The sequence below is a fragment of the Bacillus sp. CECT 9360 genome (assembly GCF_918741275.1).
GTDB lineage: Bacteria > Bacillota > Bacilli > Bacillales > DSM-1321 > Peribacillus.
This window is the reverse complement of sequence record NZ_CAKKNA010000002.1, coordinates 51,132-65,252: the sequence shown is the minus strand read 5'-3', so window position 1 is coordinate 65,252 and position 14,121 is coordinate 51,132. Positions and strand designations below refer to the sequence as shown.

The 14,121-nt window shown below is 40.0% G+C and carries 16 protein-coding genes; 9 read left to right on the top strand and 7 right to left on the bottom strand.

The features are described 5' to 3' along the window. Window positions 1-261 precede the first annotated feature (261 nt). Window positions 262-801: a GNAT family protein gene (locus tag LQ216_RS02270; RefSeq protein ID WP_230126499.1), complete on the bottom strand. Its 540-nt coding sequence runs from the start codon at window positions 799-801 to the stop codon at window positions 262-264. 149 nt (window positions 802-950) lie between these two features. On the opposite strand from LQ216_RS02270, the gene LQ216_RS02265 reads away from it, so the two are divergent. Both LQ216_RS02265 and LQ216_RS02260 read left to right on the top strand, forming a co-directional pair. Beyond that, entirely contained in the window at window positions 951-1,376 is a 426-nt protein-coding gene (locus LQ216_RS02265; protein WP_230126498.1) for a disulfide oxidoreductase, read from the top strand. Next, on the top strand, window positions 1,373-1,852 hold the full coding sequence (locus LQ216_RS02260; protein ID WP_230126497.1) for a thioredoxin family protein: 480 nt from the start codon (window positions 1,373-1,375) through the stop codon (window positions 1,850-1,852). The genes LQ216_RS02265 and LQ216_RS02260 overlap by 4 nt, the downstream gene beginning before the upstream one ends. Window positions 1,853-2,280: 428 nt before the next feature. Here LQ216_RS02260 and LQ216_RS02255 read toward each other — a convergent pair whose 3' ends face one another. Beyond that, window positions 2,281-2,697: a DUF5365 family protein gene (locus LQ216_RS02255; RefSeq protein ID WP_230126496.1), complete on the bottom strand. Its 417-nt coding sequence runs from the start codon at window positions 2,695-2,697 to the stop codon at window positions 2,281-2,283. A gap of 235 nt (window positions 2,698-2,932) precedes the next feature. Here LQ216_RS02255 and LQ216_RS02250 point away from each other — a divergent pair, with 235 nt between their 5' ends. Next, the gene (locus LQ216_RS02250) at window positions 2,933-3,814 is read left to right on the top strand and encodes an RluA family pseudouridine synthase (protein WP_230126495.1); all 882 of its coding nucleotides are present in this window, start codon (window positions 2,933-2,935) and stop codon (window positions 3,812-3,814) included. A 51-nt stretch (window positions 3,815-3,865) separates the two neighbouring features. On the opposite strand, the gene LQ216_RS02245 is transcribed toward LQ216_RS02250, so the two are convergent. Further along, on the bottom strand, window positions 3,866-4,120 hold the full coding sequence (locus LQ216_RS02245) for a GlsB/YeaQ/YmgE family stress response membrane protein (RefSeq protein WP_230126494.1): 255 nt from the start codon (window positions 4,118-4,120) through the stop codon (window positions 3,866-3,868). Window positions 4,121-4,615: 495 nt separating this feature from the next. Beyond that, on the bottom strand, window positions 4,616-5,446 hold the full coding sequence (locus LQ216_RS02240; protein WP_230126493.1) for an aldo/keto reductase: 831 nt from the start codon (window positions 5,444-5,446) through the stop codon (window positions 4,616-4,618). A gap of 620 nt (window positions 5,447-6,066) precedes the next feature. Here LQ216_RS02240 and LQ216_RS02235 point away from each other — a divergent pair. The 4 genes from LQ216_RS02235 (at window position 6,067) to ald (ending at window position 10,329) form a co-directional block, all read left to right on the top strand. Beyond that, window positions 6,067-6,684 (top strand): DUF47 domain-containing protein, encoded by a 618-nt coding sequence (locus LQ216_RS02235; RefSeq protein ID WP_230126492.1) that lies wholly within the window; start codon window positions 6,067-6,069, stop codon window positions 6,682-6,684. 15 nt (window positions 6,685-6,699) lie between these two features. Further along, window positions 6,700-7,698, top strand: coding sequence for an inorganic phosphate transporter (locus tag LQ216_RS02230; RefSeq protein ID WP_230126491.1), 999 nt, complete (start codon window positions 6,700-6,702; stop codon window positions 7,696-7,698). A gap of 97 nt (window positions 7,699-7,795) precedes the next feature. Further along, a complete protein-coding gene (locus tag LQ216_RS02225) occupies window positions 7,796-9,049 on the top strand; it encodes a helix-turn-helix domain-containing protein (RefSeq protein WP_230126490.1) in 1,254 nt (417 codons plus the stop codon). Between the two features lie 146 nt (window positions 9,050-9,195). Next, window positions 9,196-10,329, top strand: coding sequence for an alanine dehydrogenase (gene ald, locus LQ216_RS02220; RefSeq protein WP_230126489.1), 1,134 nt, complete (start codon window positions 9,196-9,198; stop codon window positions 10,327-10,329). Window positions 10,330-10,408: 79 nt separating this feature from the next. Here ald and LQ216_RS02215 read toward each other — a convergent pair whose 3' ends face one another. Further along, window positions 10,409-10,603, bottom strand: a complete 195-nt coding sequence (locus LQ216_RS02215) for a hypothetical protein (protein WP_230126488.1) — start codon at window positions 10,601-10,603, stop codon at window positions 10,409-10,411. Window positions 10,604-10,787: 184 nt separating this feature from the next. Here LQ216_RS02215 and LQ216_RS02210 point away from each other — a divergent pair, with 184 nt between their 5' ends. Both LQ216_RS02210 and LQ216_RS02205 read left to right on the top strand, forming a co-directional pair. Continuing rightward, window positions 10,788-10,943, top strand: coding sequence for a hypothetical protein (locus LQ216_RS02210; protein ID WP_230126487.1), 156 nt, complete (start codon window positions 10,788-10,790; stop codon window positions 10,941-10,943). Between the two features lie 360 nt (window positions 10,944-11,303). After that, on the top strand, window positions 11,304-12,089 hold the full coding sequence (locus LQ216_RS02205; RefSeq protein WP_230126860.1) for an SDR family oxidoreductase: 786 nt from the start codon (window positions 11,304-11,306) through the stop codon (window positions 12,087-12,089). Between the two features lie 282 nt (window positions 12,090-12,371). On the opposite strand, the gene LQ216_RS02200 is transcribed toward LQ216_RS02205, so the two are convergent. Both LQ216_RS02200 and LQ216_RS20445 read right to left on the bottom strand, forming a co-directional pair. Then, the gene (locus tag LQ216_RS02200) at window positions 12,372-13,757 is read right to left on the bottom strand and encodes an L-cystine transporter (RefSeq protein ID WP_230126486.1); all 1,386 of its coding nucleotides are present in this window, start codon (window positions 13,755-13,757) and stop codon (window positions 12,372-12,374) included. Window positions 13,758-14,003: 246 nt separating this feature from the next. Continuing rightward, complete coding sequence (locus tag LQ216_RS20445; RefSeq protein WP_354958370.1) at window positions 14,004-14,063, bottom strand: hypothetical protein; 60 nt, start codon at window positions 14,061-14,063, stop codon at window positions 14,004-14,006. Window positions 14,064-14,121: the final 58 nt, after the last annotated feature.

The window sequence follows — 14,121 nt, the reverse complement described above, 5'->3', positions numbered from 1 at the left end:
TATGTAGTGTTTCTGTTTTACCCTTCCTGTGAAATACTCAAACGATTGCACCGCAGGGGCATTTCTAATATTTATTCCCAAATCAGAAAAGCATACGCGCCCTGGAAGTAAGGAAGAACGACTAAGACCGCCACATCGTGTGGCGACGTCGGCACTAGTACGTCCTGTACGTCGTAGCTAGACACCTATCAAAGTTAAAATAGTTATACTTTCTTATCTTTTTTAAAAAAGCCTCACTTGCAGCTTCTTTTCATTCAACATTTATCTGAGCCATTCTTCCTTCAATAAAGAGTACATATTTACACTGTGGGATTCTCCATATGAGTATAGATAATCCCTCAATACGCCCTCTTTACGGAAACCAACTTTTTGAAGTAAGTTAGTGGAGCCCGAATTCTCAAGATAAACGATAGCTCCGATTCTGTTCAGGCTCAATGTTTCAAAACCGTAACTTATGACTCTTTCGACAGCCTCAGAGGTAATTCCCTTTCTCCAATAGAGGGGATTTAATTCATATCCTATCTCTGCCCGTTTATGCTTCGTCGACCAGGCATTAAAACCAACAGTTCCAATCAGGCGCTCATCCTCTTTAGGCTGAATCCCCCATCTTATTCCCTTTTTTGCTTCATAATTGCTCCTGAATATTGCGATTAAACGTTGGATATCTTCAATGCGTTCAAAAGCCTCCTGGCCATAATGGGACATTACTTTCTCCTGCGAAAAATATTCAAAGAGATCTTCAGCATCATTTTCGGTGACTTCTCTAAGGATTAATCCGGACGTTTCGATTATTGGAAACATTTCATGGGTCCCCCTATTGAATTGTAAGATTTATTCTAGTTTTATTATGAAACAACGTCCACCCAAAATAAATGATAAGAATATATATTTTACAACGCAGGTGATTACATAATATAATTTTGAAGAAATCATAGGTAGGTGGAAAATGAATGAAGAATCAGGAAAATATTTTTTTTACGGCATGGGCTGTTGCCATCATTGCCATGTTTGGCAGTTTATACTTCTCAGAGATTAAGCAATATGAACCTTGTGAGCTTTGCTGGTATCAAAGAATCGTTATGTACCCTTTTACGGTCATATTAGGGATAGCGATTATAAGAAAAGATTACTGGATCAGCTTTTACACCATGGTCCTTTCCGCTATCGGTGCGAGTATTTCTGCATACCATTACTTGATTCAGAAGGTTACGTTTTTCTCTGAAAGCGCTCCTGCTTGCGGTCGGGTTCCATGCACAGGACAATATATTAACTGGTTCGGCTTTATTACAATTCCTTTTCTAGCTTTAACTGCCTTTGTTATTATATTTATCTGCAGTTATCTCGTATGGAAAAAAACCAGGGAGGCAGCCTCATGAAAAAGATACTTATTTTTTTAGGCATCATCATCGTTATATTCGCGGCAATTGCCATTATCACGAATATGCAAAAAGAAGAGCAATCTGAAGATAATCCGTACGGCAAGAAAGACTTAAAGGCTTCCACAGCCGATCAGCTGGATGATCCCAATTATCAAAACCTGATTCTGCCGGAGCAGTTAGAGAAAAAGCTGAAAAATAACGAGGACGTCACCGTCTATTTCTATAGCCCGGAATGCTCCCATTGTCAGGCAACTACTCCGGTCGTAGCTCCGCTGGCAGAGAATATGGGGATTGACCTTGTCCAATACAATTTATTGGAGTTCGAGCAAGGATGGGAAGATTATTATATAGAATCCACGCCTACCATCGTTCACTTTAAAGATGGTAAAGAACAAGACCGCATTGTCGGGTCTAATGAAGAATCAGTATTTCAAAACTGGTTTGAAAAAAATGAGGTAAATAAAGAAAACTAGTCGATTGACGAGCCGTAAGACGGAGATTAGACGTAATTGCGCTTAAAGGCTGACTCCTATTGCACCCTATGGAGTCAGCCTCTTTTACTATCTGTATTTCGTAAACCTTAAGTCCGGTGATTTTATCAAGTTTCTGGATTTATCATCCCTTTGGCATATTTATCATCGAGTTTTCGAATTTATTATCAACTTTGACCTATTTATTTTCAAGTTTTCCATTATATTATCAACTTTGGCACATATATTATCAACTTAGCTCATATATCGATTTCTCGACAATATCCACTATATTTCGACACATGCAACCACATGTATATAAAAGGGGCATATTTAGCAAGTCTCACGCTTTACGTACCCAGAGTTAAAAACCGGGGCCGAACTCAATATAAGTCCGGCCCCGGTTCTTCATAATTAATTAGGATAAGTGCTTAAATCAAGTATTGGTTGGCAGCTTCTACATATAAAAGAAACGAATCGTCATTTTCCTCATTTTTTAAGCTGTCAAAATGATTAAGATCTAAAGGAAACAAAACACCATAGTCATTTAGAATTCTGACATTGTTTTCGAACAGCCTTATAAATTTCCCCTCTAAGGCCATATTACTGCTTTCTTTTTTCTCAAGAATTGAGATAATAACCTGTAAACAGGTCATGACTTGAAATGCATCTTTAAGAGTGCCAAAATAAGTTATGCTGTTTGCAGGAGTCTGTAAGACCCCTATTTTTTCGAAATGAAGAATTTCGTCTTTAGTAAAATACTTCGGAAAAATAGATCTGTAAAAGAATGAGACAAGATTTCCAATTTCCTGCTCCTGTTCAGATGTTGAAGCAAAAACAATCCTCACTAACAACCCACCTTTTAAATTATACAGAAGTATATGTAAAATTCTTTTTTTTAGAATAACATAAGACCTATGAAAAAAAGGGTGGAAATTATACCCACTCCTGATCCAGCCATAGGAAGAAAGATGCTGTATTTTTCCTGATGATGTCATTTTCAGGATTAATTGTATTGAATAATAATAAACCATGTCGAAAGTAGTGAGAAATTTGATTCAAACTGTCAGAAGAGGAAGATTCTTGATTATCACCATTCCCGCCAAATGGAATCAGCTGACTATTGAAGGGATTTTTAGGGATTATTGGAAGGTTCCGAAAAAAATGATCCACGAATGGCGCATGAGTAAAGAAGTTACGATTAACAATGAGTATCGCTCTTGGAATTCACCTCTGCATGCTGGGGAACATTTACATCTTCCTATTTTCGATGAGGGCAATCATACAGGTGTCAAAGCTTCCAATTTAGAAACTTCTATATTATATGAAGATGAGCACTTATTAATCGCCAACAAACCGGCAGAAATGGAAACCCACCCTTCATCACCCGGGCAAATCGATACACTTCTGAATGGAGTAGCCTATCATTTAAAAAAAGAATCGGGGATATTAAAGCATATTCATCGCCTCGATAAAGATACCACTGGAGCCGTTCTCTTTGCTAAAAATCATCTCACCGGTGCCCTGCTTGATAAAATGCTGGAGGAAAGAAAGATTACACGTAGCTATGTTGCTCTCTGTGAAGGCATATTGAAAAAAAACGAAGGAACGATCAATGAAAAGATCGGCCGGGACAGGCATCATGCTACTAGACGAAGGGTTTCGCCAACAGGTCAAACAGCAATCACGCACTATCAGGTATTAGAACACTACTCTAAAAAAATGCTCTCGCTCGTAAAGTGTTCCCTTGAAAGCGGACGAACCCATCAAATTCGAGTACATTTCAGCCATATGGGCCATCCGCTTGCGGGAGATACTTTATATGGCGGAAAGCCTGTTTTCGGGCGCCAGGCTTTGCATGGATACAAAATTGAATTCATCCATCCTATCACAGAAGTAAGGATTGTTTGCCGCGCGCCATTTTTAGATGACCCAGCCATTTTCCCTGAGATTGATCTTCCATGATACAGAAAAAAACCTTCCCGCTAACGGGAAGGTTTTTCACATAAACATCCATTATGAAGCTTTTCGCATGCTTTTGAAGATAAGGCTTAAGATGAAAACAAGCACGATTGCCCCGATTAAAGCTGGTATAATCGCAAAGTCGCCTACCACAGGACCCCAGTCGCCTAAGATTAATGATCCTAACCAAGCACCAATGAAACCTGCGATGATGTTACCAATGATACCAAATGGAACGTCTCTCCCAATAATCATCCCAGCTAACCAACCGATAATTCCACCAATAATTAATGACCATAAAAAACCCATGTCTTATTCCTCCTATAAAATTAGATTAGTTTTTAGAGTGCAAAAGCAGGATGAATCCTAACTTCTCCTCTTACGGCAGTTCAACAAAAGAATAAACTCGAATTAAAACAGCTTTATTTGCCTTTGTATTTAACTTATAATTCCCTGTTTTTGAATTACAGGCATATAAAGCGTTTTAATTGGGCTGCATCTTTAAGGATATTATCTGTTGTAAATCTGCATTTCATTCATTTTTCATTTTTGTAATATCCTTAAAAAGGCAATCCTTTGTGAAGTTATTCTTTAGTTGTTGTTCCGCCGTTGTACTTATTAATTTCCCCATTCACAAAAATCAAAACCTAAAAACGAATAAAAAATGGTATATAAATAAAATGGTTAATTCATTGAAAACAGGGTAATTATAATAAATCAAATGGTTATTTTGTATATTTATACACAATTATACAGTGGCGTATATAAAAAAAGGAAAAGGCTGGACAGCCTTTTCCTTTACGTTTAAAAATTAAAGTTGTCCGGATCGGCACCAAATCTTTCATTAAGATTTAAAGCATCAATCTTGTTCATTTCATCCATGCTTAATTCAAAATCAAAAACCTGTGCATTCTCTTCTATGCGGGATGGCGTCACAGATTTAGGAATGACAACAATGTCATGCTGTAAATGCCATCTGATTAAGACTTGAGCAGTCGTTTTGCCATGCTTATCCGCAATATGTTTTAAGGTCGGTTCTTCAATTAAGTGCCCCTGACCGAGAGGACCCCATGCCTGTACTTTCATCTCATGTTTCTGGCAGAAATCTCTTAGCTCCTCATGGGAAAGACGCGGGTGCAATTCCACTTGGTCAATGACAGGCTTGATCTCACTGTTCGCAAATAAATCCTCCAGATGATGGACATGGAAATTGCTGACGCCAATAGAGCGAACTTTTCCATCTTTATAAAGTTTTTCAAGCGCTCTCCATGTATCATTGTATTTTCCTTTTACAGGCCAGTGAATTAAGTAGAGATCCAAATATTCCAGACCTAATCTTTTTAAGCTTTCATCATAAGCTTTAAGTGTAGATTCATACCCTTGATCGCTGTTCCATACTTTCGAAGTAATAAAAAGCTCCGCGCGCGGTATGCCGCTTTCCCTGATTGCCTGGCCTACACCTTCTTCATTTTTATAAATCGCGGCTGTATCGATCGCCCGATACCCAACCTCAAGAGCTTTCTTTACCGAGTCCACCGTTTGGCTGCCGCTCTCCACCTTAAAAACCCCAAATCCAAGCTGAGGCATTTTCACACCATTATTCAGAGTGATCGTATCTTGAATATTTTGGATCATAACCAAACCTCCTTTTTACTTATTTCCGATTGTATCATTACAGGAATGGTATTACCTAGCGTTTAGCCTTTAAAATAAGAGAGAAACATCGACAATTGGCAAACCTTTTTAAGGTGCCTGTTCTGGATTTACGATTTGTAGCCGGGGACCGTTTTTGTAGCGGGAACTCCTGATTTTGTAGCCGATTCTACCTGGGTTGTAGCCGACATTTGATCTTTTAGAAATTTTCGGAAACGAAAGTCCGCGTACTTGAAACCAAACAGGAAAAGTCGCAAGAAAATCAAAACTTCGGCAACAAAAATTGGAACTGGCAACAAAACAGAATTTCCGGCAATGAAAGTCCGAGTACTGGCAACCAAACGGAAAAAGCGGCAACAAAACACCTGTTGTTTCCTGCTAATTTCAGACAAAAAACTCGTCTTTACCACAATAATTTTAAATTTGCTTAGTATTTTTTTAAAATTTAATATTTACTTTGTTAAGATTTTGTAAATTTTTATCGAAATTGCTCCCCTAAACGAAGAGAATCAGATAGAATAGTCTACGCTCATATTATGCATATACCGTTTTTGGATGAAGGGTTATGCGTAAACGCGCATTTAAAAAATGGGGGTTTTCTTATGGTTTTCAAGAAAAAGGACAAGTTTGCCATTCTGCTTTTAAGCATTGCACAAAACTTAAGAGAAGGCGCAGACTATTTCGCTGACTATAAACTAAATAATGTCAGTGATTTAAGAGTTTTCGAAGAAAAGATGAAAGAGTTTGAACATAAGGGCGACGACATGGTGCATGAGGTCATCAGGGAATTGAACAATGCCTTTATCACTCCGATTGAACGTGAAGACATCCTGGCTTTAACGATGAGCATGGATGATGTCCTAGATGGATTAGAACATACTTCCGCGTTATTCGAAATGTATTCGATCATAAATGCAGATAAATACATGCTGAAATTTGTCGAGGCTATTAAGGAATGCACGTATGAAATCGAAAAGGCTGTGGACTTATTATCTTCGAAGAAACTACAAAGCGTTCGTGAAAATGCAATCAAAATTAAAGACCTTGAATCGGTTTGTGATGGCATTCAACGCCAATCCATTAAAAACTTGTTCTCCGTCGAAAAGGATCCTATTCGCATCATTCAATATAAAGAAATTTATGAAAACCTGGAAGAAATCGCGGACAGCTGTCAAGGTGTTGCCAATACTCTTGAATCAATTGTCATGAAGAATGCGTGAGGAGTCCTTTAAAACATGGATACTTTATTTATCTTAACTATACTGATTGTGATCATGGCTCTCGCATTTGACTTTATTAACGGATTCCATGATACGGCAAATGCCATCGCTACTTCCGTTTCTACTAAGGCCTTAAAACCAAGGCATGCGATCTTTCTCGCTGCAACAATGAATTTTGTTGGTGCGATGACTTTTACAGGGGTTGCCAAAACGATTACGAAAGATATTGTAGACCCGTTCACTTTGCCGAACGGATCTCTTGTTATTCTTGCAGCGCTGCTTGCGGCGATTGCCTGGAACTTAATTACTTGGTATTACGGAATACCGAGCAGTTCCTCTCATGCACTCATTGGTTCAATAGCAGGCGCAGCAATTGGGGCTGCCGGTTTTGGCGTATTGGAATGGGGCGGTTTTCTCAAGATTCTTCAAGCCTTGATTATCTCTCCATTGTTGGCATTTGGAGTTGGTTTCCTGGTTTACAGCATTTTTAAAGTCATATTTAAAAATAATAACCTGACAAAAACCAATAAGCGTTTCCGTTATGTCCAAATAGGTACCGCAGCCCTACAGGCATACACCCACGGTACGAACGATGCTCAGAAAGCTATGGGAATCATCGTAATGGCCTTGATAGCAAACGGCCAGCTCGATAATGCTGATATACCACTTTGGGTTCAATTCTCTTGTGCCCTGGCCATGGGCCTTGGTACTTCAGTCGGCGGTTGGAAAATCATTAAGACAGTGGGCGGCGGAATTATGAAAATCCGCCCGGTAAACGGAGTGGCAGCTGACTTGACCGGTGCATCTATCATCTTTGGAGCAACATTAATCCACTTGCCAGTAAGCACAACACACGTTATCTCTTCCTCCATCCTTGGTGTTGGCTCCGCCCATCGGGTAAAGGGTGTTAAATGGGGTACTGCCAAGCGTATGATTATTACGTGGTTTATTACACTGCCAATCTCAGGTACTTTGGCAGCTCTTATTTATTTTATATTAAATTTTTTCTTCTAACTAAGTAGAGGTGGCAGGTAACATCCATTTTGCGGATGGTACCTGCCACTCTTCTTTGTTAAGATATGAATAAATAAGTTGAGGAGATTTTGTATATATGCAGGAATCCAGTAAAAAACGAGAAATTTTTAAAGGTGTTTACGGAGATCTGATGGAGTTTGCGGACCGAATCAGTTCAGTGCTGGGCTGTCCGGTCACTATTGAGGATGGAAACCATCGGCTGCTTGCATACAGTACACACGAGGAAACGACCGATCAAGCGAGGATTTCAACGATCATCGGGCGAAGGGTTCCTGAAAAAGTCATCAATAGCCTTTGGAAAGAAGGGATTCTGCCTGCCCTCCTAAAAGATGAGAAACCGGTTCAGGTACCATCAATCGATGATGTTGGTCTCGGCAAGAGAGCTGCCATTTCCATCCGAAAAAACAATGAAGTCCTCGGTTTCATTTGGGCTCTTGAGGCCAGTAAGCCATTTTCTGAGGAAGATATGGTATTCTTACAGCTTGCTGCCAAAGAAGCCAAAAATCAGCTGCTGCAGCTCCAGCTTCGAAAAAAAAGAAAAGAAGAAAGCTATCAGGAGTTTTTTTGGCAATTATTGACTGGCCACTTCCAGGACGAACAGGAACTCACGGAAAAACTCACCCAGTTTTCACTGCATATCCCTGCTGTATTTTCCGTAATTGTTTTCGAGTTTCCAGACGAGATCACAAGAGAAGTCGAGCGCCACATCTCCTATATGCTTACAACCACCCAAAAAATTAAGTCATATTTCTTCACTACCGATCAGAATCGGCTCATATTATTGGTTGGAGCAGAGAGCACCGCTGGATTCACAGCATCCATTAGCAGATTCATCCCCTATTTTATCAGGCAAATGAGTTCACGCTTTCAAGTAACGGATATCTCAGGAGCATCCGGAAACCTTTACCGAATATTCTCTAAAGGAATGCATAGCTACCACGAAGCATTGTTTACTTTGAAAATGAAACATGCCTTTCCTGTTGACACGGAGAACATGACACAATATCATCAACTTGGCATCTTTCAAACGATGGACATACTAATAGAAAGCCGATACTCCGAAACCGAGCACGCTTCGATTCAGCTGCTAAAAGATTATGATGCCAAAAACCAAACAGATTTACTCAGCACATTGGAGGTTTATTTGGAGAAAGACTGTCATCCGAATGAAACGGCAAAACACCTTCACATACATGTCAATACTTTGAACTACCGTTTAAAACGCATTGCTGAGATTGGTGAAATTAATTTAAAAGATCCCCTGCTGAAAATGTCACTATTTCTAAGCTTTAAAATTAGTCACTATGAGGAATTCTTAAAGAAAAGATGAAACTTGATGTTATTTTTTTAAAAAAGGAGCGTTTGTGAAATTACACAAACGCTTCTTTTTTTCTTTTCTTATTTACACAATTAGCAACATTAATGTAAGCGTTATAATTTTGTATAAAGACGAAATTATTATTGGAGGTATATATCATGAGAATAGGTGTACCAAAAGAAATCAAAAATAACGAAAATCGTGTCGCGATCACTCCTGCTGGTGTCGTAGCTATAGTGAAGGCCGGCCATGAAGTATATATTGAAAAAGACGCTGGAGCTGGAAGCAGCTTCGCTAATGATTCCTATCTTGCGGCTGGCGCATCAATAGTTGAAAGCGCTGGCGACGTTTGGTCTGGCGCAGATATGATCTTAAAGGTGAAGGAACCGATTCAACTGGAGTATAAATACTTCAGAAAAGGATTGATCCTATTCACATATTTGCACCTGGCTGCAGATCCTCAATTGACACAGGCTTTGAAAGACAGCGGCGTGTTGGCAATTGCTTACGAAACTGTTGCAGTTAACAATACGCTTCCTTTATTAACACCGATGAGTGAGGTTGCCGGCCGTATGAGCGCGCAAATCGGCGCCCAATTCCTAGAAAAGCCAAAAGGCGGAAAAGGAATTCTTCTAAGCGGTGTGCCTGGCGTAAAACGCGGTAAGGTAACAATCATCGGCGGCGGTGCTGTTGGCACGAATGCCGCTAAAATAGCGATTGGTCTCGGTGCAGATGTAACGATCATCGACTTAAGCCCTGACCGTCTTCGCCAATTGGATGACATATTCGGAAATCAAATTACGACATTAATTTCAAATCCATTCAACCTTGCTCACGCAGTAGCCGAATCGGATCTCGTCATCGGTGCCGTATTAATTCCAGGTGCAAAAGCGCCTAAGCTGGTTACCGAGGAAATGGTAAAGTCGATGTCTCCTGGATCCGTCATTGTCGACGTTGCAATTGACCAGGGTGGCATTTTCGAAACCGTTGACAAGATTACCACACACGATAACCCAACATATGTTAAGCATGGCGTCGTGCATTATGCGGTTGCGAACATGCCAGGAGCAGTTCCACAAACATCAACTATCGCCTTGACGAACGTAACCATTCCTTATGCATTACAAATCGCAAGTAAGGGTGCGGCGCAAGCAATTCTTGATAATGCCTCACTTGCAAAAGGGGTTAACGTCGCGAATGGTGAGATTACCTTTGAAGCTGTTGCAAATGATCTAGGCTACAAATATGTGAGTGTTGAAGAAGCTTTAAATAACGAGAGTATAAACGCCTAATAACAAAAGCAGTGGATGTTTTCCGGGGAGGAAATCCACTGCTTTTCTTTTCTTCTTACTTGTTTATTTTAATTATTTTTCAATCCTCAATTTTAATAATCATCGTTTTCACAGCGCCTCTTCTTACTGGCGGAATCAGCTTCTGATATTTCAGATCTAAACTTTCCAAGGTGTCTTCAATGTAAAACTGCATGTCGCAATCAGTCAGCGGGATTTCGACCTCACCTTTTTCTTTTAAGATCACAATCATTTCCTCGTAGTTTGTTTGCAGCATGATTCTTCCACCTCATTTTAGAAAAACTCGATTAATTTCCTACTTAATATATACGATATCCAATTGGAGATTCCTTCTTTTGTAAAAATTTTACTATAAATAGTGAACGTCCATTAGCCTCAGGAATAAACTTTTTGATTTAAGTGAATCCTACAAAACAAGCTTGAAAAAGGAAGTGACAATCATGTTGAAAAAACAAACCTCTAGTAAAATTGAAAAAACAGAAGATAAACCAGCAAAAGCTTTAAATGATCTCGATCCTGAGATGAGCCTCCAATCCGTTACTTTTGCAACAACTGAAAATCTTTACTTAAACCAACAAGATAATGATGAATCTTAATTAAGAACAGCCCCCATATGGAACGGGGAAAATTGATTTTAAGTGAAAGCCAATTGACCGCTTAAGTTCTTAACCAGGCAATTGACAAATATAAATTTTCAGAATATTATGTATATATTACATCGGGAAGGAATGATGTTTAAAAATGAAGTTCTAATCCTTTTTCTTGTTGGTTTTTAGATTTAATAAACCTTGAGGATAGGATTAGTATGCCCATTTTTAAACCATTCTTTATCAACCAATTACATGTTTCCATTTGGTGAATATGGTTTATTTGCTGCTATCCGCTCTCTAGGTTTTAGAGAGTTTTTTTGTTGTCAAAAAAGAATGGAGGAGATGACGGATTTGACTAGCAGACAAATGGAAAAGAAATTACAAGGTAGAATTGCCTTTGTTACGGGAGCAAGCCGCCTAAAAGGAATTGGTGCGGCCATTTGTAAAGTATTAGCTGCCCAAGGCGCAGATGTTTTCTTTACTTATTGGACTAAATACGATCAGCAATTCTCGTGGGGAGTCGAACAAAATGAACCAGCATTACTAAAGCAGCAGATTCTTGACCTGGGAGTCCGCTGTGATAGCGCGGAGGTTGACTTATCATCTCCCACTGAGATAACAAAGCTTTTGAAAATGGTTCGGGATAAGCTAGGGTACCCGCATATATTAGTGAATAATGCTTGTTATTCAACCATTGACAATATTGAAAATCTTTCTCCAACCACTTTAGATGCCCATTATGAGATAAACGTCCGGGGTACTACCCTGCTTTCATCGGAATTTGTAAAAAGTTTTACATATGAATCAGGCGGAAGAATTATTAATATAATCTCAGGACAATCATTGCAGCCGATGTTTAACGAATTGTCCTATGCGATCACAAAAGGGGCCGTTGAAACGTTGACATATACATTGGCCGCAGCTGTTGCCAATAAACGGATAACCGTAAATGCAGTAAACCCTGGCCCCACGGATACTGGATGGATGAACGATGAATTAAAACAAGAAATCCTTGCTCGCTCACCTTTAGGGAGAATCGGCCAGCCTATCGATGCGGCACGTCTTATTTCCTTCTTGGCTGGAGATGAGGCGGAGTGGGTGACGGGCCAGGTCATTCATTCGGAGGGTGGATTTAGGAGATTTGGCTGTTAAAATCCTCAAATAGAAATTTAAAGTATAGCTTCCAGATTGCTTGCATCTACATGGCGGAGAATATGAACTTTCGTTTAAATGGATTTAGTTTTCGTTCAAATCATCCACACTTTCGTTTAAATGAGGGTATTTTTTGTTTAAATCAAAAGACCCTTAAGACCCCGCATGAATAGCTAGAGTTATATCAACCCATGCCAGTATTATTATTCAATAAATGAAAAAAGCCCGCAGACTCAATTAAGGTCTGCAGGCTTTCCACTCCTGTCTCGCAGGAGTTCTTTATTATGCTTCAGCTTCAATTTTTAATGATTTGTCATTATATGTTTCTGTATCGAGTTCTTTTACCACTCGGCTGGTCAGTATACCTGAGGTCATACTGCCGCTGACGTTTAAAGCGGTACGTCCCATATCGATCAATGGCTCTACTGAAATGAGCAATCCAGCGAGTGCGATAGGCAGGTTCATCGAGGAAAGGACTATGAGCGCTGCAAATGTCGCGCCGCCGCCAACTCCGGCAACCCCAAAAGAACTGATAGCGACAACGATAATCAACGTCGCAATGAATGACGGTGAAAGTGGATCAATACCCGCAGTTGGGGCAATCATTACCGCGAGCATCGCAGGGTATAAGCCTGCGCAGCCATTTTGTCCGATTGTTAACCCGAAAGAGCCGGCAAAGTTGGCAATCCCATCGGGGACTCCAAGCTGTTTTTGCGTTTTTACATTAAGCGGCAAAGCGCCCGCACTTGTCCGGGATGTAAACGCAAACGACAGAACCGGAAAAGCTTTTCTGACATACGTAAGCGGGTTTAATCCCCCAAATGCCAGCAACAACAGATGAATCAGGAACATGACGATAATCGCTGCATAAGAAGCAATAACGAATTTCCCTAAATCGACGATAGCGTCCAAATCACTTGTCGCTACTGTTCTTGTCATAATAGCAAGAATACCATAAGGCGTTAAGCGCAAGATCAGCGTAACAACTCTCATAACGATCGCATATAACGTATCAATGATTTTCGCGAAAAATTCGGCATGCTCCGGCTGTTTTCGCTTTACACCAAGATATGCGATTCCTAAAAATGCTGCGAAAATGACAACAGAGATTGTTGAAGTTGGACGGGCACCTGTAAAGTCTAGGAACGGATTAGCAGGAATTAATTCCACGATTTGCTGTGGCATTGTTTTTCCTTCAATCGTTCCATACGTTTCTTCGAGCTCTTGGGCCCTGGCCGTTTCCGCATCGCCTTCTTCGATTTGCACCGCCTCTAAATCAAATACAAAGGCTGTAGTGATTCCGAGCCCGGCTGCGATAGCCGTTGTGCCTATTAAAATCCCGAGAATAAGCGCACTGATTTTGCCGATATTACTTGCCAGCTTCAGTCTTGTAAAAGCAGACACAATCGAAATGAAAACGAGTGGCATGACAATCATCTGCAGGAACTTCACATAGCCGCTTCCGATAATATTGAACCAATCAACCGAATTCACAATTGCTTCTGATTCCGGTTCGTATAACACTTGGAGCAGAAATCCGAAAAGTATCCCTAGCCCTAAAGCTGTGAAAACTCTTTTTGTAAAAGAAACATGCTTCTTTTGCATAAACCAAAGAACTAGTAAAAGAATGATCATTATTGCAATGTTTATAATCACGAAGCCAGTCATACAATTTTTCCTCCTTAACTTTGATGGTAATTATTCCAAGAGAATTTATCGGAATAATTGTTCCGTTATATATATTATCCTTTCCTCTAAAAAATTCTACTATTCTGCTCAAAGACTCTCATCAAAAAAAAAGCATTCGTTCAAACGATCAACGAGATGCTCTTTTTAGCCTTATTCTTTAGTTTTAGCGTCTTACTCGTACATGCCTTCATCGCAGTTAGTACGGCGGCTCGAAATTGGTTTTCTTCAGGGCAGCACTGCTTCAATCGTCGACCCTCCCGGTGTACAGACCGCATCCTTAAGCACCCCGGGATGCAAATTCGTCTCACAATGGAGGCCTGGCACCTTAAAAAGACATTTTTAT